The organism is Mesorhizobium silamurunense, from assembly GCF_014843825.1.
GTDB classification, from domain to species: Bacteria; Pseudomonadota; Alphaproteobacteria; order Rhizobiales; family Rhizobiaceae; genus Mesorhizobium; species Mesorhizobium silamurunense.
Map to the genome: position 1 here is coordinate 1 of NZ_JHQR01000110.1, position 22,717 is coordinate 22,717.

The window sequence follows — 22,717 nt, forward strand, 5'->3', positions numbered from 1 at the left end:
GGCGGGAGCGGCGACCGGCACCGGCTTGGCGCGGGCCCTGCCCAGCAACCCTTCGAGAAAGGCCTTGAGCGGTTTCGACGGATTGCCTTCGTCGAGAGCGGCTTCGAGATAGCGGTTGCGTGCCGCGGCCGAAATGGCGGCCGGGTCGCCGTCCGGATCGGCGATTGCCTGGTCGACGGCGGCCGTGCTTTGCGCCATCTGCATCAGTTCCAGCCCCAGCATCCTCTGCCGTTGCAACGCAGCGGGCGACTGGACTGCAAGCGAATTGCCGCCGGTCAAGAAATCGAGCCAGCTCCACGTATAGGTCGCCGGCGGCAGTTTCTGCAGCAGGTTCTCCGCCGGCGGCGCGATCGCCAGCGCGTCGAAGGCGCGCACCACCCCCTGCCCGATCTTCTCCAGCGTCTCGGAGGCGTTCATCTTCGGCGTCGATTTCTGCGCCGCCTTGAACAGCGCGAGGCGCACGGCCTCGATGCGCATCCAGGGCCGCGAATAATTCTTCACGACGTCCCAGTGCTCGGCCAGCCAAAGCGCCGCCGCGGCGGCGACCTGGGGCGTCGCCGCCGAGGTGCCATTGCCGTCCATGTCGACGACCTTGGCGCAGTTGATCTCCGCCCAAGGCACGTTCGGCGTGTAGGCGCCAAGCGCCGTCTTCATCTTCGAGGCCGGCCCGTAATTGCCCTGCATGGTGCCAAGGTCGAGGCCGGCATAGGCGCGGCCGTCGCCCATCACCCCACATGCGGCCAGCACACGGTTGTAGCGGGCTGGATAGACGATGCTGCGCGGCGTGATGGTAAAATTGTTGCCGGCCGCGGTGACCATCACCAGGCCGTCGTCGTAAGCGAGGTTGACCGCGTCGACGAGAGCCTGCGAGGCGAGGCCGCCCATACTCATCGACAATACCTGGGCGCCTTGCTGGCGCGCATAGTCGAGGCCTTGCACCATCGTGCCCGTCGTCAGCCGCACCACCCAGTCGGCGATGCGGACCGGCAGGATCTTGGTCTGCGGGGCGCCGCCGACGAAATCGGTGAAGCCCGGCCAATGCGGCGACGTGCCGTCGAGCTTGTTGCCGGCAAGCAGGCTGAGCGTGCCGGTGCCATGGCCGCGATTGCTGGCGAGCGTGCCGGCAGGCGCATGATCGGTCGCGTTGTTCGGCCCGGTGCCGTCATCGACGAAATTGCGCTGCTTGGCCGCGAGAAGCCCGGTCGGCAAGGTGCGGTGACCAGGATCGAAACCGGTATCGAGATGGGCGATGGTAATGTTGGCCTGCTTGGCGCCAACCTTGTTGCGAGCAGCCGCGAACTGGCTGAAGGTGGGGCCAGCGTTCCACGCAACCACGCCCGGCACCGTCGCCTGCCTGCCGCTCGGGTTCTGGTCATCGAACACGCAGACCGGGCTGGCGCTCATCGCCATGCCGCGGTCGCCGCCGCTGTTCTTGTAGTCCCATTGCTGAACCATGTCGGGTTCGATCGCCAGGACATCGCCACCGGCCGCTAAATCCCCGCCGCGGGCGACGAGTTCATGGGCATCGTCCCAGGGATTGTCCGAGACCCCGGCCTTGGGAGAAAGCCGCAGCCACGTCGCGCCGCGGTCCGCCGCCGTCCCGAAGTCGGCGCGGGCAGCACCGAGCGGCACCGTCAGGATCGGTTCGGCGTCGGTTCCTCCGATACCGAGCGAGCGCTTCCGGGCCGCGAACCCGGCGCCGTCACCCCGAACCTTGATAAGGAGTCTCCTCGCCATGGCGTGCCCCTCCTCGGAAGTGGAAACCATGGCGTGGACTGTCAATCCCAGTCAAGCCAAGTCCCAACCCATGCTTCGATCGATCTGTTTGCCAACTAGGAAACCGGGCCGATTGTATTTCCGCGCCAATATGCTTGGCGACTGAAACATACATTCGGCAAATGACAATCGCGCCGGTCGACAAGCGCTTCTGTGATCGCCTTCACATACGCCGGGCGGGCTTCGCGCGCAGATATCGCACCGGGTGGCACTGGCTTCTGCTTCAAATGCACTGGCTCGAATGGCTTCCGGGCCTGAAAGTGGGTCGGTCCTCGGCAGGGAATTTCGATCACCTAGCCATTTTCAGATTTGCTGTTCGCGCGCGTCGGTCACCTCCCGCCACGCGCGCGGACGGCGTTTCGCAGATCGGTTCGCGTCCGCCAGCGCGCTCCGATTCCCGTTGCAAGGGAAAGTTGCCGGCTAAATTCTATGCCGGCAGCGCACGTCTGGCGCTCGATCTCCAAAGGCCGTCGTGTGTTGCCGTAATCGCCACGAAAGGAGACCAGGCCTTGATCGAGCATGCACTTGTCATACAATTTCCGCTCAACGAGAGGCGGAACCGCATCATGTCCACAGCCGGCGCAGACGACAGGAGCACCCTGCCGCGTCTGGCGCGGATCGATCCGCGTCAGTTCGATCTGCTTTTCGGCGGCTGCAAGATCGAACGTTATTCCGCCGGTCAGCACCTGTTCGTCCAGGAGGACGCGTCCGACCGCATCTACGGCGTGATGAGCGGGACGGTCGAAATTTCGCTCTATTCGCCGGGCGGACAGAAGCTGGTGGCCAATATCGAGCTGTCGCGCAGCCTCGTCGGCGAGATCGGCGCCCTGGACGGACGCCCGCGCACGGCAACCGCCATCTGCCTCACCCCATGCGAGCTGGTATCGCTTAACCGGACGCAACTCTTTGATCGTATTGAAAAAAATCCACCGCTGGCGCGCGCCATGATCGAACTCCTGTGCACGCGGCTGCGCTGGGTCAGCGGCGAACTCGGCGACCAGGCCTTCTTCGGCATCGAGGCCCGGCTGGCGAAGCGGCTGGTGTTCCTCAGCGGCGTTATGGCCGATCCCGCCGGCTGGGTTCCGATCTCGCAATCGGAACTCGGCGAGTTCCTCGGCGCGACGCGCGAATCCGTCAACAAGACGCTCAACGACTGGCGCAACCGGCACATGATCGCCATCAAGCGTGGCGGACTGCGCATCACCAATGCTGCCGCGCTGAACCAGATCGCCGATTCGCAGGACGGCGACTGAACGATACAGACCCGAATCAGAGCCGCGAAATCAGGTAGCGCAGCGCGGACCGGCTCGGCATGAAGAAGTAGCCGCCGCCCTTCGTGGTGACGAATTGCGGCATGTCGCTGAGCATCGTGACCTTTTCCCAGGACGGGATGCTGAAACGGCCACGATTGCCCCCTTGCGTGCCGATCATCGGGTCCTTCTCGGCGACCAATCCCTGGAACGAGGTAGACGATACCCAGGTCTGCTGGATGAATTCGTACTGGCGCTCAATATCGGCGTTGAGGCACATGAAGAGCAGCCCCTTCTCGACCTTGCCGCCCCTCTTCTTTTTCTCATAGGTGCGACCTACGCGTAGGATACGGTGGCGCTTGCCGATCTGGATCTGCGTCTCGCGGTCCTCTCCCAGCGAATCGCGCGGGTTGGAACGGCGTATGTGGGCACCCAGAGGACAGTGATGCCCCTGCGGATCCTCGGCGCCGAGGGCGAACTCGTTGTCCACCGCGCGGCCCGGGCGCTCAGGGTTGCGCACCAGCGAGCTGCCGTTCTGCCAGCGGCCGAGCAGCTTGGCGGCGACCCAGTCTTGCGTGGCGGACGCGTTTCCGGTCTCGCGGGCCAGGCGTGCAGCCGCCTCCCGGCAATAGTCGTGAAAGTTGTCGACGTGCTGCTCGAATTGTCGCAAGACCAGGAACGAGCCGTTGCGGCCGAAGTCGCGCGGGGGCGGGGGCAGACCTGGGATCTGACGGCTGCGGCGGACCTGTGACAGGATGCCGGTCCGATCCTGCGAAGCAGAGACGGAGGGCGAGGACGGATAAAAACCATGCTCGTCGCGGTAGCCGAACAGGAACTCGCCGGGCGCGACAAGATGCATAGGCGCCGCACCTTTGTTGGCGCGCGACGTACCCCGCACGATCGGCTGCGAGATGCCGTCGGCAAAGCCGAAATGCTCATAGGCGCGCTCGCGTTGCGGCTTGCCGCCATGTTTTGTGGTGTCGCCCTGCTTTGCGGCGCGTGAAAGTTCAGCGCCGTCTGCATCCGGCCTGCGCTTTACGGCGAGCGGCAGTTCCGCGGCGATCTTCATCCCTGCGCCGATCGTTTCCCGCGTGACGGCGGCAACGTCGGCCTGCAGTCTCTCGGGCGTTTCGGCGTAGCAGACTATGACCGCGTCAATCGGCTTGTCGAGCGAACCCCATTCCCATTTGTCAGGTGCATCGCGACCGGTGTCGTCGAGAATGCGGCTGCGTTCCGGATTGCCCATGCCGTGCCGGAAGGCGACCGGGAAGGTGTCCAGCGGGTCGTCATCGACGCCGCCCTGCAGGCCCAGTCGCCTGAGCCCGTCAGGGCCAAAGGCCACAATCATGGCCCGCTCGGCCGGCACGCCATCGCCGAAGCTCGTCCGCGCGAGCACGAAGTCCAGCCACGCCTTGCAGCTGGTTGTCTGCAGATTGTCCGGCACACGGATCGCCAGCATATGCCCTTTGCCGAGCGCACCGAACGGGCCGAAGAAGATGGACTGGATCTCACCGGTTTCCAGCTGCTGTTCGAGAGGCATCGGAAAGGCTGAACTGATGTTGGTCAGCAGCGAGGTGGTCTTTTGAACGGTCGTCTTTTCGCTCGCCGGGCGCGGCAGCGACCCGAACAGGCTCAGCCAGTCGCGCGCTTGGTTCCCAATGGCGGAGGCTATGGCACGCCTGATCCTGGAATTGATGCGGATCCGCGCGGTGTTGAGGTGTGGATAGGCCGAATACCAGAACAAGGTCGGCACCTGCTGACGCCGCGCCCAGCGCTTGAAGCGGTCGCCGTCGCGCGCGCCGTCTAGAAAGAGCCAGCGCGTGCGAGGATAGCCTTCGGTGTTGCTCCACACGCCGGTTAGGCCGGCCGAGGCCTTGGCGATGAAGTCCTCCAGATAGCTTTCCCAGCTGCCGCCGTAATTGGAGAAAAACATCAGCCTCTTGCTGCCGGGCAGCAACACCCAGCGGGCGAAATGGATGGTGCTGATGGTGTTGAGGAAGCCTGGCCTGAACACTTTCTGCGCCGCTATCGAAATCAGGTAGAAGGAGAATCTGAGCGCCAGTCTCCGCAGCATGCCTGGCTTCATCGTCGAGATCGCCGTCAGGTGGTTCTGCGCGGTGTGGTCCTCATTGGCCAGGATCTTGTCCAACGCCTGCATCCCGATCGAGGCGCTTTGTGGCCTATCCTTATCCTCGCGGCGCCGCAACAGCCAGAAGCAGAGCCCCAGCAACAACACGGCGCAAAACAGAATCCCGAGCGCGCTCAGCAACAGCGAGGTGCCGGCGATCCACAAATTGCGCGAAAAGACGCCGCCCGGGTCGTCGAACACCTTGACATAGGTCAGCCACGCGCAGCCGAGCCAGACCGCCAGCAGGCTCACAAGCACCGCCGGCGCGAATAGCGTCGCCTTGATGGCATCTCGCCAGCGGCCAGGCGGCCCTTCCAAGGCGCTTTCGGCCGGTTCGAAAGCCCAAGGGAAGGTACCCAGCGATTGGATATGACGGCGCGCCTCGGCCAGCACCGCGGGAGCATCGCCGTTGCCCTCACGCGGCCGTTCGACGATGCCGCGCACGGCTTCGAAAAGCTCCTGTTCGGCCTTGATGCGCCGGACCGAGTGCCCCGGAGTCCCCGAAAAAACCAGTCCTGCCGTGCTGCCGAAGGACGGCGATATCTCGATGTGATTCTTCTTCAGGAAGCCCTCCAACGAAGCGCCGTCGGGCAGGCCGCACACGTCCCTGAAGATCGGCCGCAGCCGGTGGCCTATGGCCAGCGTGATCGCGCCGATGACATCGTCGGTGCTGCCGTCGCCCGAAATTTCGAATACGAGCGCGCCGGTCTCAAGGCCCGAGTTTTCGTCCTTGCCGGTGGCGGCGACGGCCAGGCTGGTGAAATGAACCGTGCCGACGTTGTCGAGCGCGTCGCCCACCTCGTCGATCGCCGGGTTGCCGAGCGCGCCGACCTTGTCGCGCACCGCATCCAGCGGCACCCCGCGCCTGATCGGGCAAACCACGGTGACCATCGACTGGTCGACCGTGCGGCAAAGCGCAGAGCGCTCGAAATCGACCTTGAGGCTCGCCGGATAGGCGCCGACATAGCCCAATTTGCCGGCCCTGCCCCGGGTGCGATCGAGCTTCGGTTTGCTGAACAGGGCGCGAACGCATTCGCCGATCTGGATGCGGGCGATCTCGGCGCCGATGCACAAGTGGATGCCGTGGCCGAAAACCATGTAGTCGCGATGCGGCCGTGAGGTGTCGAATTCGTTTGGCCGCTGCACGATTTCCGGGTCGAACATGGCCGACAGCGTCGCCGGCATCACAACCGTTCCGGCCTTGACCAGACGCTCGCGGCGCGTGCCCTGGCCGATCACCGCATCGCGCCTGGTGTAGCGCCAGGGTCCGATCCAGATCGGCTTGAAGCGCATGGCTTCGAGTATCGCCCGGTCGAGCTTTTCGATGCTGTTTTCTGCAATCGCCGCGTCGACTGCCTGCCGCGCATCGGCGCGCGACAGGATCACGTCCAGGCAATTGCCCCCGGCAAGCACGTTGGTCGGCACGAAGCCGGCGATCATGCCGAGCATGATGGAGTGGATGTCGGGCAGCGACAGACGCTTCTGATCGAGCAGGGCGACAAGGCGCGCTAGCGGTCGGCCGTCTTCTTCCTGGCGGTTCCTGATGGCGGCGATCGAACGATCGATGACTTTGATCAGGCGATCGCCGCCGACGACCGCGAGCTGGCGCGTGGTGGCGTTGGCCATCGGATCGGAAAAGAACAGCGCGCTGAGCGCGATCGACCAATCGGCGAATTCGGTCTCGTCGTCGATCTCAAGGCCGAAATAGTCCCGGCAGATGCGCACCGGCACGATCTTCATCAATCCGGCGACGGCGTCGAAGCCGGGGCTGGCGCGGGTCATGATGTCGCGCGAATGCCGCTCGGCGATCGGCCTGACGGCGGCTTCGACTTCCGACGGCGGAAAGGCGCTGAGCACAGCCGACTTCATCTGCCGATAGGCGGCGCTGTCCTGCATGCCGAGAATGAAGTTCGATCCCCTTGCCAGCTCGGTCATTTCCGGCCCGTAGGGGGTCTCGAATTCGTCGCCGCGCTCCAATATGTCGCGGACGTCCACGCCCTTGGTGACGAGGAGAAATCTGCTGCCTATGGCGAGGTTCGGGTGGAAGCGCCGCAGGAAGGCCAATCCCCAATGGGGATGATCCCGGAGAAAAAACTCGGCGATGCGCGCCGACAGGCCTTTCGTGCGCAACCGATCGATGTCGAACGGCGGCATTGCCGACACGGGCCCCTGTTTTTTCTGGGCCTCGTGTATACCCTTGAAGTACTTCCACCTGATCATGCGCGTTCGAGCCCCCCGGCTGTCCAAGTCACTGCGATGCCGGCCATCCCTTGGCCTAGGTTTGCTTCGTTCCGGCGTATGTGATTTTTTTCACAGTCGTCTGTCTTCGGTTCCAGCAATCATGCAATGGACTTGGCCTGTTCGAAATTGGCGATCAGGAAGTTGTTCTTCGCCGGGTCGATGAACGGTATCCAGCGAATCCTCTGCTCGGAAAAATCCGGATGCCTAGTCGCGAAAATGGCGAGTTCCCGTTCGGCCTCGTCGCGGCGGCCGCTCCGCATCAAGGCGCCGATCTTCAAGAACCTGGCGTAGAAGTAGCCCGGCGAAAGGTTGAGCGAGCGGTCGGCAGTGGCGATTGCCGCCGGCCAGTCCTCGACGAAGCAGTTCGCGGCGGCCAGCTCCCCCAGGTTGTGGAAGCGGTAGAGGTCGAACGGGCTCAGCCGCTCGGTATCCAGGAAGAACGGGATCGCGCCTGCGGCATCGCCGAGCAGCAGGCGCGCGCTGCCCATCGCCGAGCGGGCAAACGCAAAGCTCGGATTGATGTGGATCGCTTCGGCGAGATGCTCGGCGGCCGATGCCGGCAGGCCGCGCATGATGTCGGCCGCGCCGAGATAGGCGTGCGGGCGCGCGTCGAGGCTGTCCATCAGAAGCGCCTTGCGGGCCAACGCCTCGACCTTGTCCAGGTCGTCGCTGTCGCCGAAGCGCAGCCATGCCCGCCAGAAGTACCACCATGCCAGCTCGTTCAGCACGGCGCTGGAATTCGGATCTTCCTGGTAGGCCTTGTCGAAGAATTCGAGTGCGATCTCGGTGTCTTTGCGCGTGCGCCTGTTCATGTGCCAGCGGCCCCGCCGCACCAGCTGCCAGGTCTCGAGGCTTTCCCAAGGCACCTGGAAGGTGCGCACCTGCTCGGCCCGGTCGACCTCCTTGTCGAGGATCGAAACGATCTCGCTGCCGATCTGGTCGCGCAGGCTGAAGATGTCGACCAGGTCGCGGTCGAAGCGCTGCGACCAGACAAGGCGCCCGTTCGACGTATCGGTGAGCGAGGCGTTGAGGCGGATCTGCCCGCCCAAACCTGTCAGCGTGCCGCTGACGATGTAGCGCGCGCCAAGCGCGTTGCCGATGAGCCTGGTTCCGAGGCCGTCGTCGCGGAACTGGAAGCTGGAGCCCTTGGCAATCACCGAAAGCCAGCGGGTATTGGACAGGCCGTAGATGATGTCTTCGGCAACGCCATCGGCCATGTAGCCGACATCAGGCTCGCTTCCGTTGCCCTGGAACGGCAGCACCGCGATTGCCGGCGGTCCCTTGGGGAACGGTTTGTAATGGCCGGGCGCACTGGAGAAGGCGGCCAGGGGAGCAGCCATTGCCGCGCCGTTGCCGCCGCGCCCGGCTATCAGGACGCGCACCGGCAGGGCGATATTCTTGAGCATGAACTCGCCGAGGTCGGTGAAAACCGCCGCCGTCTTGTCCTTCACGTGGTGCCAGGTCGTCTCCGAAATGGCGAGGCCGTCATGCGGAGCGAATTCCTGGAGACGAGCGGCAATGTTGACGTCGTCGCCATAGAGACGGCCCTCGCGGACGATGACGTCACCGGTGTTGATCCCGGCCCGGAACGGCATGCGCATCTCCTCGGCGGCCGAGGCATTGAGCGCCATGATCCGATCCTGGAAATCGAACGCCGCGCGCAAGGCTTCGATCGGATTGCCGAATTCGGCCATGATGCTGTCGCCGGCAACGCCGAACGTGCGGCCGCCAAAGGCGCCGCAGCTGTCGGTGATGATATCGCGCCTTTCCTCGAAGGCCGCGACGGCGCGTTCGTCGTCGATGCCCATCAGCCGCGAAAAGCCCACGGCGTCGATAGAAATGATTGTCGCAAGCTGACGGGTATAGTTCCGTTCAGCCATGGTTGAGCCCCCGGTCCCTGTTTTCGGTCCAGAACAGGCGACTTCCGCTCTCGATACACTTCGCCGTTTGCCGACGGAAAGATCCCCGGCAGGCTCGGCGCGCCGTTGCCACCCTGTTGGTTCGCAACTCTAACAGGGTCTGGCCAAAAGCTCTACCACGAACAGCTAATGGAACGCGGCTTCGGCCCAACCCATGGTATTCGTTACCTGAAGCTCCATGTCGCGAAAACCTCCCTACCTATTAGAATCTCGAAGTTTTATTTATTTCAGCTTTCGCGAATGAAGGTGACATCGGCCGTGACAGACCAGCCGTGGAGCAAGGCGTCGTCCGCCCGTGGCGGAACCAACGGGCGGGATTCGAGTTTTTTCGGTGCAGTCATGCCAACACGAGATTGAGGGGCAGTCATGCGCGCTGTTGTTTTGGCAAGTGGTATTGCGTTCTTCGTCATCGGCGGGCCGGCTTTTGCGGCCGACCAGCCAGCGATGCCGCCGCAAAATGCCAAGAAGCTCTCGGAAATCGTCGCCAAGGTCGAGAAGCGGAACGACTTCCAATATGTGAAGGGGGTCGACTGGAGCAGCGACGGCTATACCGTCACCTATTACACCACCGACAGGGCCAAAGTCGAAATCACCTATGATCCGGTGACTGGCGAACCGAAGTAAGCGTCCTCAATCAGGCCAACTCCGCCTGATCAGAACTTGCGCCGACGCGTGTTTGATGGCTGACTGCGCGCCACGATTGCGGGCACGGGGGTGCATGGCAATGGTTGGCTACGTCCTGAAGCGCATCCTGATGGTGCTCGCCGGCTATCTGGTCGCGGTGCTCGTTGGGTTGATCGCGTTGGTCGTGATCTACGCGGTGCTGAGTTCGCTACCCAACGCTCCAAGCTATTTCGAGCTGATGCAGCTCACGCCCGTCGCGGTGCTCGTGGTGCCGCCTCTCGGCATGTTCGTCTATTTCCTGACGATCGTGGTCACCGGGATGCAGACACTGGTCTTTGCCCTGATTGCCGAGTTCTTCTCGCTGCGGAGCTTCTGGCTGCACATGCTGTTCGGCGGCGCGGCCGCGGCTGCCGGCTTCATGCTGTTCTGGCCGGATGCGCCGGACGATCCGGAACGCTTGGCCGACCTGAGCATCATTGTCGCGGCCGGGCTGGTGGCCGGTTTCGTCTATTGGCTGATTGCCGGACGCGACGCCGGTTTCAGGCGCCCGCTCATCGAGCGTTTAGGTTGACGGTGCGCGCGCCGCTTCGGTCGCATCCAGCGCCTGCATCAGTTTCGAATCGCGATCATAGACGTCGTCGAAATATTCGACCTTGCCCGACATGTCCGGCCAAGCGGTGAAATAGGCGACATAGACCGGGATGACGCGCGTGACGTTTTCGGTCGAGTGGCCGTGCTTCAGCTTCTCGGCGATATCGTCGACCGAGGTGCCGAGCACCGCCGCCGCCATGCCGCGAGGATCCTGCAGGCGGATGCAGCCGTGGCTCAGCGCACGCATGTCGCGCTCGAAGAACGACTTCTGCGGCGTGTCGTGCATGTAGATGGCGTGCTTGTTGGGGAAGAGGATCTTCAGCTCGCCGAGCGCATTGGCCTCGCTCGGCTGCTGGCGCACGCTGAAGGGGATTTTGGAGCCGTAGGCGCCCCAGTCTACCGCGGCCGACGGAATTCGCCTGCCGCTGGAATCCGCCACCTCATAGCCGGCGCGGTCGAGATAGCCCGGATCGCTGCGCAGCCGCGGCAGCATCTCGTTGACGATGATCGACTGCGGCACGCCCCAATAGGGGTGGAAATCGACCTGCTTGATCTGGTTGTAGAAGAAGGCGGTCTGGTTGGTAACCTTGCCGATGACCGCGCGGGTCTTCAGCTTCTCCTCGCCATTGTCGATGTAGCTTGCGGTGAAGGCCGGCTGGTTGATGAAGACGCGCGGGCTGCCAAGGTCGGAGGGGAGCCAGCGCAGCTCTTCGAGCGCGACCTTGACCTTCTCGATCTTGTCGGCCTTGGAGGCTCCCGCAAGCGAGGCGACCGTGCGCGGGCCGATGACGCCGTCGCCCTTCATGCCGGACCGCTTCTGCACCGCCTTGATCAGCGGCACCAGTTCGGGGTCGTAGACCTCGCTCTTGCCCAGCCTGGCGAGGACCTCGCCGTAGTCGCCGCCCATCTCGTCGTCGAGATTGCGCGCGATCAGCGTCAAAAGCTTTGGCAGTTCTGGGCTGGTTTCACCGGGCTTCAGGAGCAGCTTCGGATCGACGACGATCTCGTTCTCCTCGCTGGCCTGGAGCGACTCCAATTCGACGCGCAGTGCCTGATACTCCGGGTTCTGCGGGTGCCGCGATTCGAGATAGGTGCGCACCTCCTGTGTGTGCGCCAGCGTCTTCAGCACGCCTTCGAGATCGAGCGGCTTGGCCGGGAAATCGTAATAGCCGGTCATGCGGTTCGGGTCGATGCGGCCGCTCTGGGCGTCATGGGCATAGCGCAGCACGCGCGCCGACAGCGCCATCTCGAAGCGGACTAACTCCTTGGTCCGCTCTTCGGGCGTCGCGGAAGCCGTGGTCGGCGGAACATCGACGGAGTAGTCGGCCGGCGTCAGGCCGTAGCTCGCCGCCTCGCCAAGCACCCGGACGGCATCCTGTGCCCGAGTGTTGGGTGCATCCCCTGTCACCCAGATGAAATCAGGATTGGCCGAGTAGTAGGCGATGAGCGCCTTGGCGATATCCGGTTCGGCAAAGAGTTCATAGTCGCTCAGGCCTGCCAGCGCGTCGCGAAACGCGCTTCCGGTCACGGACGGCACAAAGGCTGCGTCCTGCGCGGTCGCGGGCGGCGGAGCCGGTAGCAGCGACTTGAAGTCGACACGCACCAGCTTGTCGGCCCTGTAGGTGTTGTAGGTCGGGCTGCTGATCCTGGCGCCTCCGCCGTCAGGCACCTTGCGCGGTTTCGGCGGCGGGGGGAATTCACCCTGAGGATTGTATCGGATGCCGCCGCCAAACAGCATGTCGAACAAGCCTTGCGCGCTCGCTGGCTGCTGACCGAAGGCAAGTGCCGCCGCGATCGCGATCGGCATGACGGCCGTTTTGTTCCCGAGGATTTTCATGCTTCACCCGCACCGGTTGAAACCGGTTCCCGTTCCGCGCCGCTAGACGGTCCCGCCCTCCGCATGGCGGATGTAAGGCGCGACTATACCGATTCATACTGATTTCGTTAAGCTTCCATAAATTTCCACGGCCGTGTTGCAGAACAGTTTCACATCCCTGTGAGACCCAACGCAGTCGGGCCGCTCCGGGTTTCAGAGGCCCGACGACAATCAGGCGTTGGCGCCGCCATCGATGGTCAGCGCCGCACCGGTGACGAAGCGGCCTCGGGGTCGGCCGGCGCCCGGGCGTGACAAACATCGGTCCGTGACAAATCGCGGTCTTTGTGATCGAAATTCCAGCGGCCTCGAGCCATGGCCGGGAGGATATGCAGTGAAGAAGGGATATCGCGAACTTCTCGATGAGGCGAATGCCGAGATCGAGGTGGTGTCGCCTGAGGAAGCGGCCGGGCTGCTGGAGGATGACGGCACGATCTTCGTCGATCTGCGCGATCCTCGCGAGGTCGAGCGCGACGGCAAGATCCCCGGCGCCAAGCATGTAACGCGCGGCATGCTCGAATTCTGGATCGACCCCGAAAGCCCCTACCACAAGCCGTTCTTCGCCTCGGGCAAGACCTTCGTCTTCTTCTGCGCCGGAGGCTGGCGCTCGGCGCTGGCAACCAAGACGGCGCAGGACATGGGCCTCACGCCGGTCAAGCACATCCTTGGCGGCTACACCGCCTGGAAGGCCGCCGGCCTGCCGGTCGAGCCGGGTCAGAAGGAGAAAGCCGACTGACCGGGTTTTTCGCAATTCCGGACGGAAGACCGCGGCAGGATTCTCCCGCAACCATTTTCAATGCAGCGCCGACTGGCGTTCCTCGGTGACGAAGCCCACGGCGCGCGCGACGACATCCTTGTCGGCGAGGATGCGGCGATGGCCAAGTCCTTCGGCCCAATGCAGGCGGACATGATCGCCGGCTTCCGCATATCGTTTTGCGTGATCGGCATGGACTTCGCGGTCGTCCGGCGCATGGATGATCAGCGTCGGCACCGGCGCCTCGGCAAGCTGGCGGTCGCCGGTGAATTCACTGAGCGGCCGTCCCGACAGGTGCGTCACCCGATCCGCCATGGCGACCCGGGAACGTGGCCCGACATTGAGCCTGTGGCTGAAATCGTCGAAGATCGCAGGCATGGAACTGGGCGCAGCGATCAGCACCAGTTTTTGTGCCGCCAGCGGCGGCATGCCTTTCACGGAGGCGGCGACCGCGTTGGCGGCGATCGCGCCACCGAAGGAATGGCCGACGGCGGCGACAAACGGACCGAACCACTCGCCGGCGACTCGCGCCGCGTCGACCGCGTTCACCATGTTGAGACGGCGGCCGAGCGAATGACCATGCCCCGGCAGGTCGAGCGAGACAACTTTGAAGCCGGCCTCGCGAAATCCCTCGATCAGCGTGCGCATATATTCGGTGCGCGAGCGCCAGCCATGGATGATGAGCACTGTGCCGCGAGAGCCCCTGCCCGGCTCCGGCCGGAACTCGTGCACCGCAACGCAATCTGTCTTGGTTTTCAGACGGTGATGGCGCGCCTCGGCCATGAAACCGGCAGCGCGCTCGACGGCGCGGCGCTCGCCGTCGCTCAGCGCCTTGACGTTTGGCGTGCGGCAGAACAATTCGAACGCGGCGCGACCGCTGAGACGCGGAGCGATATGCTCGGCCGCGCCGAACACGCCCCGGATGACCTTCAATCCAAATGATGCCATAGTGGCGGTCCATCCATTCGTTCAAGCATGAACATAATAGTTCAAACATGAACATTAAACAAGAGCTGCCCTGGGACAATCCGCGCTTTCGCAACTGGGTTGCGGTGGCGCGCGCCTGCCATGTGCTGGAGCGCACGTTGGCGACGAAGCTCGCGCCGCTCGACTTGAAGCCGGCCCAGCTCGACGTGCTGATGAACCTCTATCGTCATCCCGGCATGTCGCAGCACGACCTTGCCCGCAAGCTGCTTGTCGGCCGCTCCAACGTCACCATGCTGTTGCCGCAGCTCGAGGCGCGAGGTCTGCTGCGGCGCGAAGGCGACGAGAAGGACAAGCGGGTGCTGCGGCTCAATCTCACCGAAGCCGGCGAGGCTCTGCTGATGCGAGCGCTGAAGGTGCATATGGCGCTGATCGAGAAGGCGATGAGCCAGTCGACGCCCGAACAGTGCGACATGATCGGCGAGCAGATGCGCAAGATCGCCGACGTGCTCAAGGAAGCCTAAGCCCAGGCTCCCAATCACCACATCGTCTTCTTCGCCCGCTCCGGCCATTCCTTGTCATAGGTGACGCCGTCGATTGTCTTGCGGCTGGTAATCTCGAGGATCTGCCCGGGCGTCGGCAGCGACTTCGGGTCGGCATGCTTCGCCGGGTTCCAGAGCTCCGAGCGCACGATGGCGCGGGCGCACTGGAAATAGACGGTGTCGACCGAAATCACGGTGACCGACCGAGCCGGCTTGCCGTCGACGGCGAAGGACGCGCAAAGTTCGGCATCGGTGGTGATGTGGGCGCGGCCGTTGACGCGCAGCGTCGTACCAGAACCCGGCACCAGGAAGAGCAGCCCGACGCGCGGATCGCGAATGATGTTCTTCAGCGAATCGGCACGGTTGTTGCCGCGCCTGTCGGGCATCATCAGCGTCTTTTCATCGACAAGGCGCACGAAGCCGGCAAGATCGCCGCGCGGTGAGCAGTCCAGCCCTTCCGGCCCGCTGGTCGCCAGCGCCACGAAGGGCGAGGCTTCGATGAAGGCGGCATATTCAGGAATCACGTGGTCGAGTTCCTTGACGATCGAGGCCTCGCCAGGCAGCCCGTAAAGGGCCTCGAGCTGTTCGACCGACGTGATGAGCGACATGTTTTTCGCCTCCTTACCTTTTGCCGGCGCTACTCCATGTCCATGACGCTTTGACGACGGTCGGCTGCCGAGATTGAATTTCCGGACGCTAGGCTAGCGGTCTCTGCTAAGCCCCTTCTCGGCAAGCTCGGCGAGATAGGCGTTCCAGCGTTCCTCCCTCTCATGGCCGAGCGTATGAAGATAGTTCCAGGTGAAGATGCCCGTATCGTGGAAATCGTCGAAGGTGATGCGCACCGCGTAGTTGCCGACCGGCTCGATCTTGAGGATCGCCACGTTGCGCTTGCCGGGCACGGTCACCCGCTGTTCCGGCGAATGGCCCTGCACCTCCGCCGAAGGCGAGGCAACGCGCAAAAGCTCCGCCGGCAGCTCGAATGGTTGACGTCCAGGAAAAGTCACGGTGAGCAGCTTGCGGTCTTTGGAGACCCTCAGTTCCTTCGGCGCCGTCATATTTGGTCCTGCGTGAGATTGCGCCCTTCCCTACGCCGCTTTGCGCGGTGCGGAAAGGTCCTAGAAGGCAGCCGACACGCGATGTCGGTCGGGGGATGTTACCAAAGATCAAGACCTTCTATCTTGAATGCGCGGTTAGATCGTATCACATAGCTATATATAACGACGCCGTTCAGGCTACGGGAAGCGTTTGCAAATGGACATGATCGACCCCTTCGGTCGCACGATCAGCTATCTGCGCGTGTCGGTTACCGACCGCTGCGATTTCCGCTGCACCTATTGCATGGCAGAGGACATGACCTTCCTGCCTAAGAAGGATCTGCTCTCGCTCGAGGAGCTTGACCGGCTCTGCAGCGTCTTCATCGAAAAAGGTGTGAGGAAGCTGAGACTTACCGGCGGCGAGCCGCTGGTGCGCAAGAACATCATGCATCTGGTGCGCCAGTTGTCGCGACATCTCAAAAGCGGCGCGCTGGAAGAGCTGACGCTCACCACCAACGGATCGCAGCTCTCGCGCTTTGCCGCCGAGCTCTCCGACTGTGGGGTCAAGCGCATCAACGTTTCGCTCGACACGCTCGACGCCGGCAAGTTTCGCCAGATCACCCGCTGGGGCAATCTCGGCAAGGTCATGGAAGGCATCGATGCCGCGCAGGCCGCGGGCCTGAAGGTCAAGCTCAATGCTGTGGCGCTGCGCGACTTCAACGACGCCGAAATCCCCGAGATGCTGCGCTGGGCGCACGGCCGCGGCATGGATCTGACCGTCATCGAGACCATGCCGATGGGCGAGATCGACGCCGACCGCACCGACCAGTACCTGCCGCTGTCGCTGCTGCGCGCCTCGCTCGAGCGTCAATTCACGCTGACCGACATCCCCTACAAGACCGGCGGCCCTGCCCGTTATGTCCATGTCGCCGAGACCGGTGGCAGGCTCGGCTTCATCACGCCGATGACGCATAATTTCTGCGAAAGCTGCAACCGCGTGAGACTGACCTGCACCGGCACGCTCTATATGTGCCTCGGCCAGGAGGATGCCGCCGACCTGAGGGCACCGTTGCGCGCATCCGAAAGCAACGAGCTGGTTAGCGAGGCCATAGACGAGGCGATCGGGCGCAAGCCGAAAGGCCATGATTTCATCATCGACCGCCGTACCCGCCGTCCCTCCGTATCGCGCCATATGAGCGTCACCGGCGGCTGATTTTTCCCGGAAATTGGTGCAGGATTATCCTTGGTCACTGACCTAGGGGGCACCATGAAACGTCTTCATCTCACCTGGGGCGCGCCTTTCGCGATCGCCTTGTCGTTGCTGCCGATTGCGACGACGACGGCAATCGCGAAGCCATTCACCTACGTCAATGCGCGCTTCGGCACCTCCTGCACATTCCCCGACGAGATATTCAGCATCACCGAAGCCGAGCCGGAGAATGGCGACGGGCAGCAATGGAGCGCGCCCGACGGCGCCAGCCTGACCTGCTCCGGCATCTACAACATCGACAACGACACGCCGAAGAGCTTCGTCGCCGGCGAAAAGGCAAACACCGGACCGGGCTACAAGATCACCTACAGCAAGACCGGCAAGAACTGGGCAGTGCTCTCCGGCGTCAAGGGCGACAAGGTCTTTTACGAGCGGCGCCTGTTCGGAAAGGACGGCGTCATCCGCACCGTTTGGGTCGAATATCCTTCGTCGCTCAAGGCGAAATACGATCCGCTGGCCAGCGCGATCGCCGCCAGCCTGCGCGGCCCTTGAGGCGCGCGACGCGTTGCGAATGAAGCTTCCGCGCGGACTTGCGCCCGGATTTACCGCCGACCCGTTCCGGCCTAGCCTCCGGAAGCGATTTCGCACCTAGGGGGAATTCTCATGCGCAAATTCTTGGCTTCACTTGCAATGCTTGGACTTGCATCGGTGCCGGCGGCCGCTCAGTCGATCGGTGGCACCTACACCGTCGCCGGCACCAATTTCGACGGTTCGAAGTATGGTGGCGAGGCAACCATCACGCTGACCAGCGACACCACCTGCACGATCCATTGGGAACCGGCGGCTCGTCCTCCGACGGCATCTGCATGCGCAACGACAATGCCTTTTCAGCCGGCTATGTGATGGGCAAGGAAATCGGCCTCGTCGTCCACAAGGTGGAGAAAGACGGCTCGCTGCACGGGTTGTGGACCATCGCCGGCCAGAACGGCAACGGCACCGAAGTGCTGACGCCGAAATAAGCATCGGCCGCCGTTGCAGATCGATATTGTGGCCACGGAAAGTTCCGTGGCCCATTTCTTTGGCGTTGCTGTTTTCCGGCTGCCTGCTACAGGCTTGGTCTAAAATCTGGAAACGCCCTTGCCTCTTTCGCCCAATCTTCGCGGCGCGCTGTTCATGGTCGTGGCCATGGTCGGCTTCACCCTTAACGACGCGATCACCAAATTCTCTTCCGAATCCATGAACATGGCGCAGGTCATGCTGGTGCGGGGCGCTTTCGCATCGCTGTTCGTCGGCCTGCTTGCTTGGCGTCGCGGCGCGCTTTCCGATCCCCGCGCCAGGATGCAGCCCATGGTCGCGGTGCGCGTCGCCGGCGAAGCCGGCGCCACGGTCTCCTTCCTCGTCGCGCTGGCGCATCTGCCGATCGCCAATGTCTCCGCCGTTCTGCAGGCGTTGCCGCTCGCCGTGACGATGGGCGCCGCACTGGTGTTCGGCGAAGGTGTCGGCTGGCGGCGCTGGCTAGCCATCGCCGTCGGCTTTGCCGGCGTGCTGATCATCGTGCGGCCGGGGTTCGAGGGTTTTAGCGTCTATTCGCTGCTGGCGCTGACGAGCGTTGTCTGCTGCGCGGTGCGCGACCTCGCCACCAAGCGCATCCCGCAGGCGATCCCGACCATGCTGGTATCGACCGCGACAGCTCTGGCCATGACGGCACTCGGCGCGCTGCTGCTGTCGCCGATGGGCGGCTGGACGCCGATGTCCGGCCGGGCAACCGCGCTGCTGGCGCTGGCGGCTGTGCTGGTCCTCATCGGCTACCAGTTCATCATCATGGCGATGCGCTCCGGCGACATCTCCTTCATCGCGCCCTTTCGGTATACGGCGCTACTCTGGTCGATCCTGCTCGGCCTCGTCATCTTCGGCGACATCGCCGACCTGCCGATGATCGTCGGTGCCGCGATCATCATCGGCTCCGGCCTCTATGCGCTCTACCGTGAACGCGTCGTCGGCAGGCGGCAGCCCGCCGCCGAAAGCGCTGGACCGGACATGGCGCCGGACGGCATATAGGCCCGATGGACCGGAGCATTGCAGGCATCATCCTGGCGGGAGGCCAGTCGCGCCGGATGGGCGGCGGCGACAAGCCCCTTCTGCCGCTGGGCAAAGGCAGGCTGATCGACCATGTCGCCGCGCGTCTCAAGCCTCAGGTCGGCACGCTGGCGCTCAACGCCAATGGCGACCCCGCGCGCTTTGCCGACATGAACCTTCCGGTGGTCGCCGATACGGTGTCCGGCTATGCCGGCCCGCTGGCTGGCATCTTGACCGGCCTCGAATGGGCGGCAACGAACACGGCTTGCCGGTCGCTTCTAAGCGCGGCCGGCGACACGCCGTTCTTCCCCGGCGATCTCGTTGAACGGTTGGTCGCCGCCGCTCACGAACGGCCGGGCGCGATCGCCGTCGCCAGTTTTGACGGCAGATGGCATCCGACCTTTGCGCTTTGGCCGCTTGGCCTGCGCGATGCCCTGCGCCATTTCCTGGTCGACGAGGACAATCGCCGGGTTTCGGCCTTCATGGAACGGCACGGTTTTGTCCAGGTGGAGTTTCCGATGATCGAAGCCGAAGGCCAGCGGATCGACCCGTTCTTCAACATCAACACGCCGGACGACCTTGCGGAGGCCGAACGTCTGTTGCAAAGCCTCCAGCCATGAGACGCGTATTCGGCATCACCGGCTGGAAGAACTCCGGCAAGACGACCCTGACCGAAAAGCTGGTCGCCGAACTGGTCCGGCGCGGCTGGACGGTCTCGACCGTGAAGCACGCCCATCATGACTTCGACATCGACAAGCCGGGCGCGGACTCCTTTCGCCATCGTCAGGCCGGCGCAACCGAGGTCGCGGTCGTGTCCGGCCGGCGCTGGGCGCTGATGCACGAGCTGCGCAACGAGGGCGAGCCGTCGCTGGACGACATCCTGTCGCGCCTGGCGCCCTGCGACATCGTGCTCGTCGAAGGCTACAAGCGCGAGGCGCACAAGAAGATCGAGGCGAGACGGCTGGAGGCCAAGGACCGGACGCCGCTTTCGATCAACGACCCGAACATCGTCGCCATCGCTGCGGATTTCAAAGTCGAAGGCGAAACCCTCCCCGTTTTCGACCTCGACGATACGAAATCGATAGCCGACTTTGTCGAGCGCGCGACCGGTCTCAGTGCTCAGACCAAGTAACGCAAGGGCAGATGGCGGTTGTCGTTTGCTGTTGTTTTGCAGTTGCTTTTTTCTTCGAAAGAGTGGGAGTATCCCGCGCAGCGGGCGGACAAAGTAGCTCCGCCCACAAGAGCCGCACGGGACAGCGGCCATGGACAATATGAGAGGATTATCATGCGTATTGCACTGCGTATCGCGCTCGCCGCTTCGGCCGCGCTGCTGACACTTGGCGTTGCCCAGGCTCAGGAGAAGACCCTAAGGATCGGCACCGAAGGCGCGTATCCGCCCTTCAACAACCTGACCTCGGACGGCCAGCTGGTCGGTTTCGACATCGACATCGCCAAGGCCCTCTGCGACGAAATGAAGGTGAAGTGCACCTTCGTCGCTCAGGACTGGGACGGCATCATTCCGGCGCTCCAGGCCGGCAAGTTCGACGCCATCGTCGCCTCGATGTCGATCACGCCCGAGCGGCAGGAAAAGGTGGACTTCACCCACAAATACTACAACACGCCCTCGGCGATCGCCGTGCCGAAGGATTCGCCTCTCAAGGGCGTGACCAAGGAGGACCTCGCCGGCAAGGCGATCGGCGTCGCCACCACGACGACGCATTTCAACTATGCCTCGAAGACCTATACCGACAGCACGATCAAGGGCTACCCGAGCAGCCCCGAGGAACAGGCCGATCTCGCCAACGGTCGCCTCGACGCCATCGAGGACGACATCGTCGTGCTGCAACAGTGGCTGGATTCGCCTGACGGCGCCTGCTGCAAGATCCTCGGCCAGCCCTCGCCGCAGCCGGTCGATATCTTCGGACCAGGCGCCGGCATTGCCGTGCGCAAGGGCGAGACCGATCTGGTCAACAAGCTGAATTCCGCGATCGACGCCATCCGCAAGAACGGAAAGTACAAGGAAATCAACGACAAGTACTTCAAGTTCGACGTCTACGGCGCCGAGTCCTGATCATTGCGCTCAAAGGGCGGTGAGGAAGACCTCACCGCCCTTCTTTCATTACGGGATCGCCACGGAGAACAGACCCGTCAATGCCAGCCCAAAGCATTTGGACACTTCTCAGTTGGGGACCGGATGGCTGGAGTGACGACATTGCGTCTGGTGTGCTGGTCACGATTGCGCTGGCGCTTGCCACGCTGCCGATCGGCCTGACGATCGGTTTTTTCGTCGCCTTCGCCAAACAGCAAGAAGAGCCCTCGCTGCGGCTTGCGGCCAACATCTACACCACCGTCTTTCGCGGCCTGCCCGAACTGGTCACGCTATTCCTGTTCTTCTTCGGCATGCCGCTGCTGCTGCAGTACCTTGTCCGGTTGTTCAATCCGGATGCGACGGTCGACGTGAACAGCTTCATTGCCGGCATGATCGTGCTCTCGCTGATCTTCTCGTCCTACGCCAGCGAGGTTTTTCTTTCGGCCTTTCGCGCCATTCCCAAGGGCCAGTATGAGGGTGGCTACGCGATCGGCCTTTCGAAATGGCAGACGATGCGACTGGTGATCCTGCCGCAGTTGCTGCGCATCGCTTTCCCCGGTCTCGAGAATTGCTGGCTTAGCCTGCTCAAGGACACCTCGCTGGTCTCGGTCGTCAACCTCGCTGAGACGCTGCGCAATGCCGGCGTCGCAGCCCGCGTCACCAAGCATTCCTTCCTGTTCTATAGCGTCGCGGCGCTGGTCTTCCTTGTGCTTGCCATCCTGTCGTCGATCGTCACCGGCTATATCCTGCGCTCGCTAGGGCGGAGGGAAGCGCGATGAGCGTCAGCCAGGCTATCGCCATCGACAAACCGCCGCCGCAGGCACGCGGCTGGCCGCGCGCGCGTATCGTCGGCTATGCGCTGGTAGGCCTGTGGGTGCTCTTCGGCCTTGGCATCGTGGCCTACCTCGTCCACGCCTGGAATGCCGAGTTCTTCGCCAGATACGCGCCGGCCTATCTGCAAGGACTTGGAACCACCCTGTCGCTGGTGGCCATTTCGATGGTGACCGGCGCGATTCTGTCGCTGCCCGTCGCCTACGGACGCATGTCGAAGAACAAGATCCTGTCCGGGCTCGCCTATTGCTACGTCTATTTCTTCCGCGGCACGCCGCTGCTGGTGCAAACCTATCTGGTCTATTACGGTGTCGGCTCCTTCCGGCCGGAATTGCAAACGATCGGGCTGTGGTGGTTCTTCCGCGAGGCGTTCTACTGCGGCGTCTTTGCCTTCTCCCTCAACACCGCCGCCTACCAGGCTGAAATCCTGCGCGGCGCCATCGAAAGCGTTCCGCGAGGCCAATGGGAGGGTGCGGCCTCGCTCGGGCTGCACAAGCTGCAGACGCTGCGCAAGGTCATCATGCCGCAGGCGATCATCGTGGCGCTGCGGCCTTACGGCAACGAACTCATCCTGATGATCAAGGCTTCGGCGATCGTCGCCATCATCACCGTCTACGATCTCATGGGCAATGCGAAGCTCGCCTACGCAAAATCCTTCGACATCCAGGCCTATATCTGGGTGGCGATCGTTTATCTGGTGTTGGTCGAGATCCTGCGTCACGGCGTCGAATGGATCGAGCGCCGGATCACCATTCACCTCAAACGATAGAGCGCCTGAGCTATTCCACGAAAGTGGGTGGCGGTTTTCCGTCCGGAATCGCGGAAAACAAAATTAATGCATGTCGCGCAAAAGTG

Annotated in this window: 21 protein-coding genes; 14 read left to right on the top strand and 7 right to left on the bottom strand. The window is 63.3% G+C overall.

Features of this window, described 5'->3' with window-relative positions; translation table 11 throughout:
- The coding region (locus DH10_RS12730) for a S8 family peptidase (protein ID WP_192384778.1) at positions 1–1,737 on the bottom strand (1,737 nt) is incomplete at its 3' end.
- Positions 1,738–2,342: 605 nt separating this feature from the next.
- On the opposite strand from DH10_RS12730, the gene DH10_RS12735 reads away from it, so the two are divergent.
- Positions 2,343–3,029 carry a Crp/Fnr family transcriptional regulator gene (locus DH10_RS12735; RefSeq protein WP_192245293.1) on the top strand — a complete coding sequence of 229 codons (687 nt, stop codon included), beginning with the start codon at positions 2,343–2,345 and terminating at the stop codon, positions 3,027–3,029.
- Between the two features lie 16 nt (positions 3,030–3,045).
- On the opposite strand, the gene DH10_RS12740 is transcribed toward DH10_RS12735, so the two are convergent.
- Together DH10_RS12740 and DH10_RS12745 are read right to left on the bottom strand one after the other, a co-directional pair.
- A complete protein-coding gene (locus DH10_RS12740; protein WP_192245108.1) occupies positions 3,046–7,374 on the bottom strand; it encodes a cytochrome P450 in 4,329 nt (1,442 codons plus the stop codon).
- A 119-nt stretch (positions 7,375–7,493) separates the two neighbouring features.
- Positions 7,494–9,275, bottom strand: coding sequence for an adenylate/guanylate cyclase domain-containing protein (locus DH10_RS12745; protein WP_192245110.1), 1,782 nt, complete (start codon positions 9,273–9,275; stop codon positions 7,494–7,496).
- 405 nt (positions 9,276–9,680) lie between these two features.
- Between DH10_RS12745 and DH10_RS12750 the strand changes: the two genes are divergently transcribed.
- Both DH10_RS12750 and DH10_RS12755 read left to right on the top strand, forming a co-directional pair.
- Complete coding sequence (locus DH10_RS12750) at positions 9,681–9,938, top strand: PepSY domain-containing protein (RefSeq protein ID WP_192245112.1); 258 nt, start codon at positions 9,681–9,683, stop codon at positions 9,936–9,938.
- A 100-nt stretch (positions 9,939–10,038) separates the two neighbouring features.
- Positions 10,039–10,509, top strand: coding sequence for a hypothetical protein (locus tag DH10_RS12755; protein WP_376774827.1), 471 nt, complete (start codon positions 10,039–10,041; stop codon positions 10,507–10,509).
- On the opposite strand, the gene DH10_RS12760 is transcribed toward DH10_RS12755, so the two are convergent.
- Positions 10,501–12,366 carry a L,D-transpeptidase family protein gene (locus tag DH10_RS12760; protein WP_192245114.1) on the bottom strand — a complete coding sequence of 622 codons (1,866 nt, stop codon included), beginning with the start codon at positions 12,364–12,366 and terminating at the stop codon, positions 10,501–10,503. The genes DH10_RS12755 and DH10_RS12760 overlap by 9 nt on opposite strands.
- A gap of 370 nt (positions 12,367–12,736) precedes the next feature.
- Here DH10_RS12760 and DH10_RS12765 point away from each other — a divergent pair, with 370 nt between their 5' ends.
- Positions 12,737–13,138, top strand: coding sequence for a rhodanese-like domain-containing protein (locus tag DH10_RS12765; protein ID WP_192245116.1), 402 nt, complete (start codon positions 12,737–12,739; stop codon positions 13,136–13,138).
- Between the two features lie 57 nt (positions 13,139–13,195).
- On the opposite strand, the gene DH10_RS12770 is transcribed toward DH10_RS12765, so the two are convergent.
- Positions 13,196–14,104, bottom strand: a complete 909-nt coding sequence (locus DH10_RS12770) for an alpha/beta hydrolase (protein WP_192245118.1) — start codon at positions 14,102–14,104, stop codon at positions 13,196–13,198.
- Positions 14,105–14,151: 47 nt separating this feature from the next.
- Here DH10_RS12770 and DH10_RS12775 point away from each other — a divergent pair, with 47 nt between their 5' ends.
- Positions 14,152–14,604, top strand: a complete 453-nt coding sequence (locus DH10_RS12775) for a MarR family winged helix-turn-helix transcriptional regulator (RefSeq protein ID WP_192245120.1) — start codon at positions 14,152–14,154, stop codon at positions 14,602–14,604.
- 14 nt (positions 14,605–14,618) lie between these two features.
- On the opposite strand, the gene DH10_RS12780 is transcribed toward DH10_RS12775, so the two are convergent.
- Both DH10_RS12780 and DH10_RS12785 read right to left on the bottom strand, forming a co-directional pair.
- Complete coding sequence (locus DH10_RS12780; protein WP_192245122.1) at positions 14,619–15,230, bottom strand: pyridoxamine 5'-phosphate oxidase family protein; 612 nt, start codon at positions 15,228–15,230, stop codon at positions 14,619–14,621.
- A 93-nt stretch (positions 15,231–15,323) separates the two neighbouring features.
- Positions 15,324–15,677, bottom strand: coding sequence for a gamma-butyrobetaine hydroxylase family protein (locus DH10_RS12785; protein WP_192245124.1), 354 nt, complete (start codon positions 15,675–15,677; stop codon positions 15,324–15,326).
- Positions 15,678–15,873: 196 nt separating this feature from the next.
- Between DH10_RS12785 and moaA the strand changes: the two genes are divergently transcribed.
- From moaA to DH10_RS12830, 9 genes are all read left to right on the top strand, one after another.
- Entirely contained in the window at positions 15,874–16,869 is a 996-nt protein-coding gene (gene moaA / locus DH10_RS12790; protein WP_192245126.1) for a GTP 3',8-cyclase MoaA, read from the top strand.
- 54 nt (positions 16,870–16,923) lie between these two features.
- On the top strand, positions 16,924–17,418 hold the full coding sequence (locus DH10_RS12795; RefSeq protein ID WP_192245128.1) for a hypothetical protein: 495 nt from the start codon (positions 16,924–16,926) through the stop codon (positions 17,416–17,418).
- 314 nt (positions 17,419–17,732) lie between these two features.
- Positions 17,733–17,885, top strand: a complete 153-nt coding sequence (locus DH10_RS38175; RefSeq protein ID WP_246505898.1) for a hypothetical protein — start codon at positions 17,733–17,735, stop codon at positions 17,883–17,885.
- A 118-nt stretch (positions 17,886–18,003) separates the two neighbouring features.
- Positions 18,004–18,924: a DMT family transporter gene (locus DH10_RS12805; RefSeq protein WP_192245130.1), complete on the top strand. Its 921-nt coding sequence runs from the start codon at positions 18,004–18,006 to the stop codon at positions 18,922–18,924.
- A 5-nt stretch (positions 18,925–18,929) separates the two neighbouring features.
- On the top strand, positions 18,930–19,562 hold the full coding sequence (gene mobA / locus DH10_RS12810; protein WP_192245132.1) for a molybdenum cofactor guanylyltransferase MobA: 633 nt from the start codon (positions 18,930–18,932) through the stop codon (positions 19,560–19,562).
- A complete protein-coding gene (gene mobB / locus DH10_RS12815) occupies positions 19,559–20,074 on the top strand; it encodes a molybdopterin-guanine dinucleotide biosynthesis protein B (RefSeq protein ID WP_192245134.1) in 516 nt (171 codons plus the stop codon). Before mobA ends, mobB begins: the two co-directional genes overlap by 4 nt.
- 153 nt (positions 20,075–20,227) lie before the next feature.
- Positions 20,228–21,013, top strand: a complete 786-nt coding sequence (locus DH10_RS12820; RefSeq protein WP_192245136.1) for an ABC transporter substrate-binding protein — start codon at positions 20,228–20,230, stop codon at positions 21,011–21,013.
- 80 nt (positions 21,014–21,093) lie between these two features.
- Positions 21,094–21,810, top strand: coding sequence for an ABC transporter permease (locus DH10_RS12825; protein ID WP_192245138.1), 717 nt, complete (start codon positions 21,094–21,096; stop codon positions 21,808–21,810).
- Positions 21,807–22,631, top strand: coding sequence for an ABC transporter permease (locus DH10_RS12830; RefSeq protein ID WP_192245140.1), 825 nt, complete (start codon positions 21,807–21,809; stop codon positions 22,629–22,631). Before DH10_RS12825 ends, DH10_RS12830 begins: the two co-directional genes overlap by 4 nt.
- Positions 22,632–22,717 lie beyond the last annotated feature (86 nt).

What these genes read in the sequence shown, in the direction of transcription:
- DH10_RS12750 (WP_192245112.1), top strand. Translation starts at nt 9,681, where the DNA reads ATGCGCGCTGTTGTTTTGGCAAGTGGTATTGCGTTCTTCGTCATCGGC.
- DH10_RS12770 (WP_192245118.1), bottom strand. Translation starts at nt 14,104, where the DNA reads ATGGCATCATTTGGATTGAAGGTCATCCGGGGCGTGTTCGGCGCGGCC.
- DH10_RS12735 (WP_192245293.1), top strand. Translation starts at nt 2,343, where the DNA reads ATGTCCACAGCCGGCGCAGACGACAGGAGCACCCTGCCGCGTCTGGCG.
- DH10_RS12740 (WP_192245108.1), bottom strand. Translation starts at nt 7,374, where the DNA reads ATGATCAGGTGGAAGTACTTCAAGGGTATACACGAGGCCCAGAAAAAA.
- DH10_RS38175 (WP_246505898.1), top strand. Translation starts at nt 17,733, where the DNA reads ATGCGCAACGACAATGCCTTTTCAGCCGGCTATGTGATGGGCAAGGAA.
- DH10_RS12780 (WP_192245122.1), bottom strand. Translation starts at nt 15,230, where the DNA reads ATGTCGCTCATCACGTCGGTCGAACAGCTCGAGGCCCTTTACGGGCTG.
- DH10_RS12775 (WP_192245120.1), top strand. Translation starts at nt 14,152, where the DNA reads ATGAACATTAAACAAGAGCTGCCCTGGGACAATCCGCGCTTTCGCAAC.
- DH10_RS12830 (WP_192245140.1), top strand. Translation starts at nt 21,807, where the DNA reads ATGAGCGTCAGCCAGGCTATCGCCATCGACAAACCGCCGCCGCAGGCA.
- DH10_RS12820 (WP_192245136.1), top strand. Translation starts at nt 20,228, where the DNA reads ATGCGTATTGCACTGCGTATCGCGCTCGCCGCTTCGGCCGCGCTGCTG.
- DH10_RS12745 (WP_192245110.1), bottom strand. Translation starts at nt 9,275, where the DNA reads ATGGCTGAACGGAACTATACCCGTCAGCTTGCGACAATCATTTCTATC.
- DH10_RS12755 (WP_376774827.1), top strand. Translation starts at nt 10,039, where the DNA reads ATGGTTGGCTACGTCCTGAAGCGCATCCTGATGGTGCTCGCCGGCTAT.
- DH10_RS12760 (WP_192245114.1), bottom strand. Translation starts at nt 12,366, where the DNA reads ATGAAAATCCTCGGGAACAAAACGGCCGTCATGCCGATCGCGATCGCG.
- moaA (WP_192245126.1), top strand. Translation starts at nt 15,874, where the DNA reads ATGGACATGATCGACCCCTTCGGTCGCACGATCAGCTATCTGCGCGTG.
- mobA (WP_192245132.1), top strand. Translation starts at nt 18,930, where the DNA reads ATGGACCGGAGCATTGCAGGCATCATCCTGGCGGGAGGCCAGTCGCGC.
- mobB (WP_192245134.1), top strand. Translation starts at nt 19,559, where the DNA reads ATGAGACGCGTATTCGGCATCACCGGCTGGAAGAACTCCGGCAAGACG.
- DH10_RS12795 (WP_192245128.1), top strand. Translation starts at nt 16,924, where the DNA reads ATGAAACGTCTTCATCTCACCTGGGGCGCGCCTTTCGCGATCGCCTTG.
- DH10_RS12785 (WP_192245124.1), bottom strand. Translation starts at nt 15,677, where the DNA reads ATGACGGCGCCGAAGGAACTGAGGGTCTCCAAAGACCGCAAGCTGCTC.
- DH10_RS12825 (WP_192245138.1), top strand. Translation starts at nt 21,094, where the DNA reads ATGCCAGCCCAAAGCATTTGGACACTTCTCAGTTGGGGACCGGATGGC.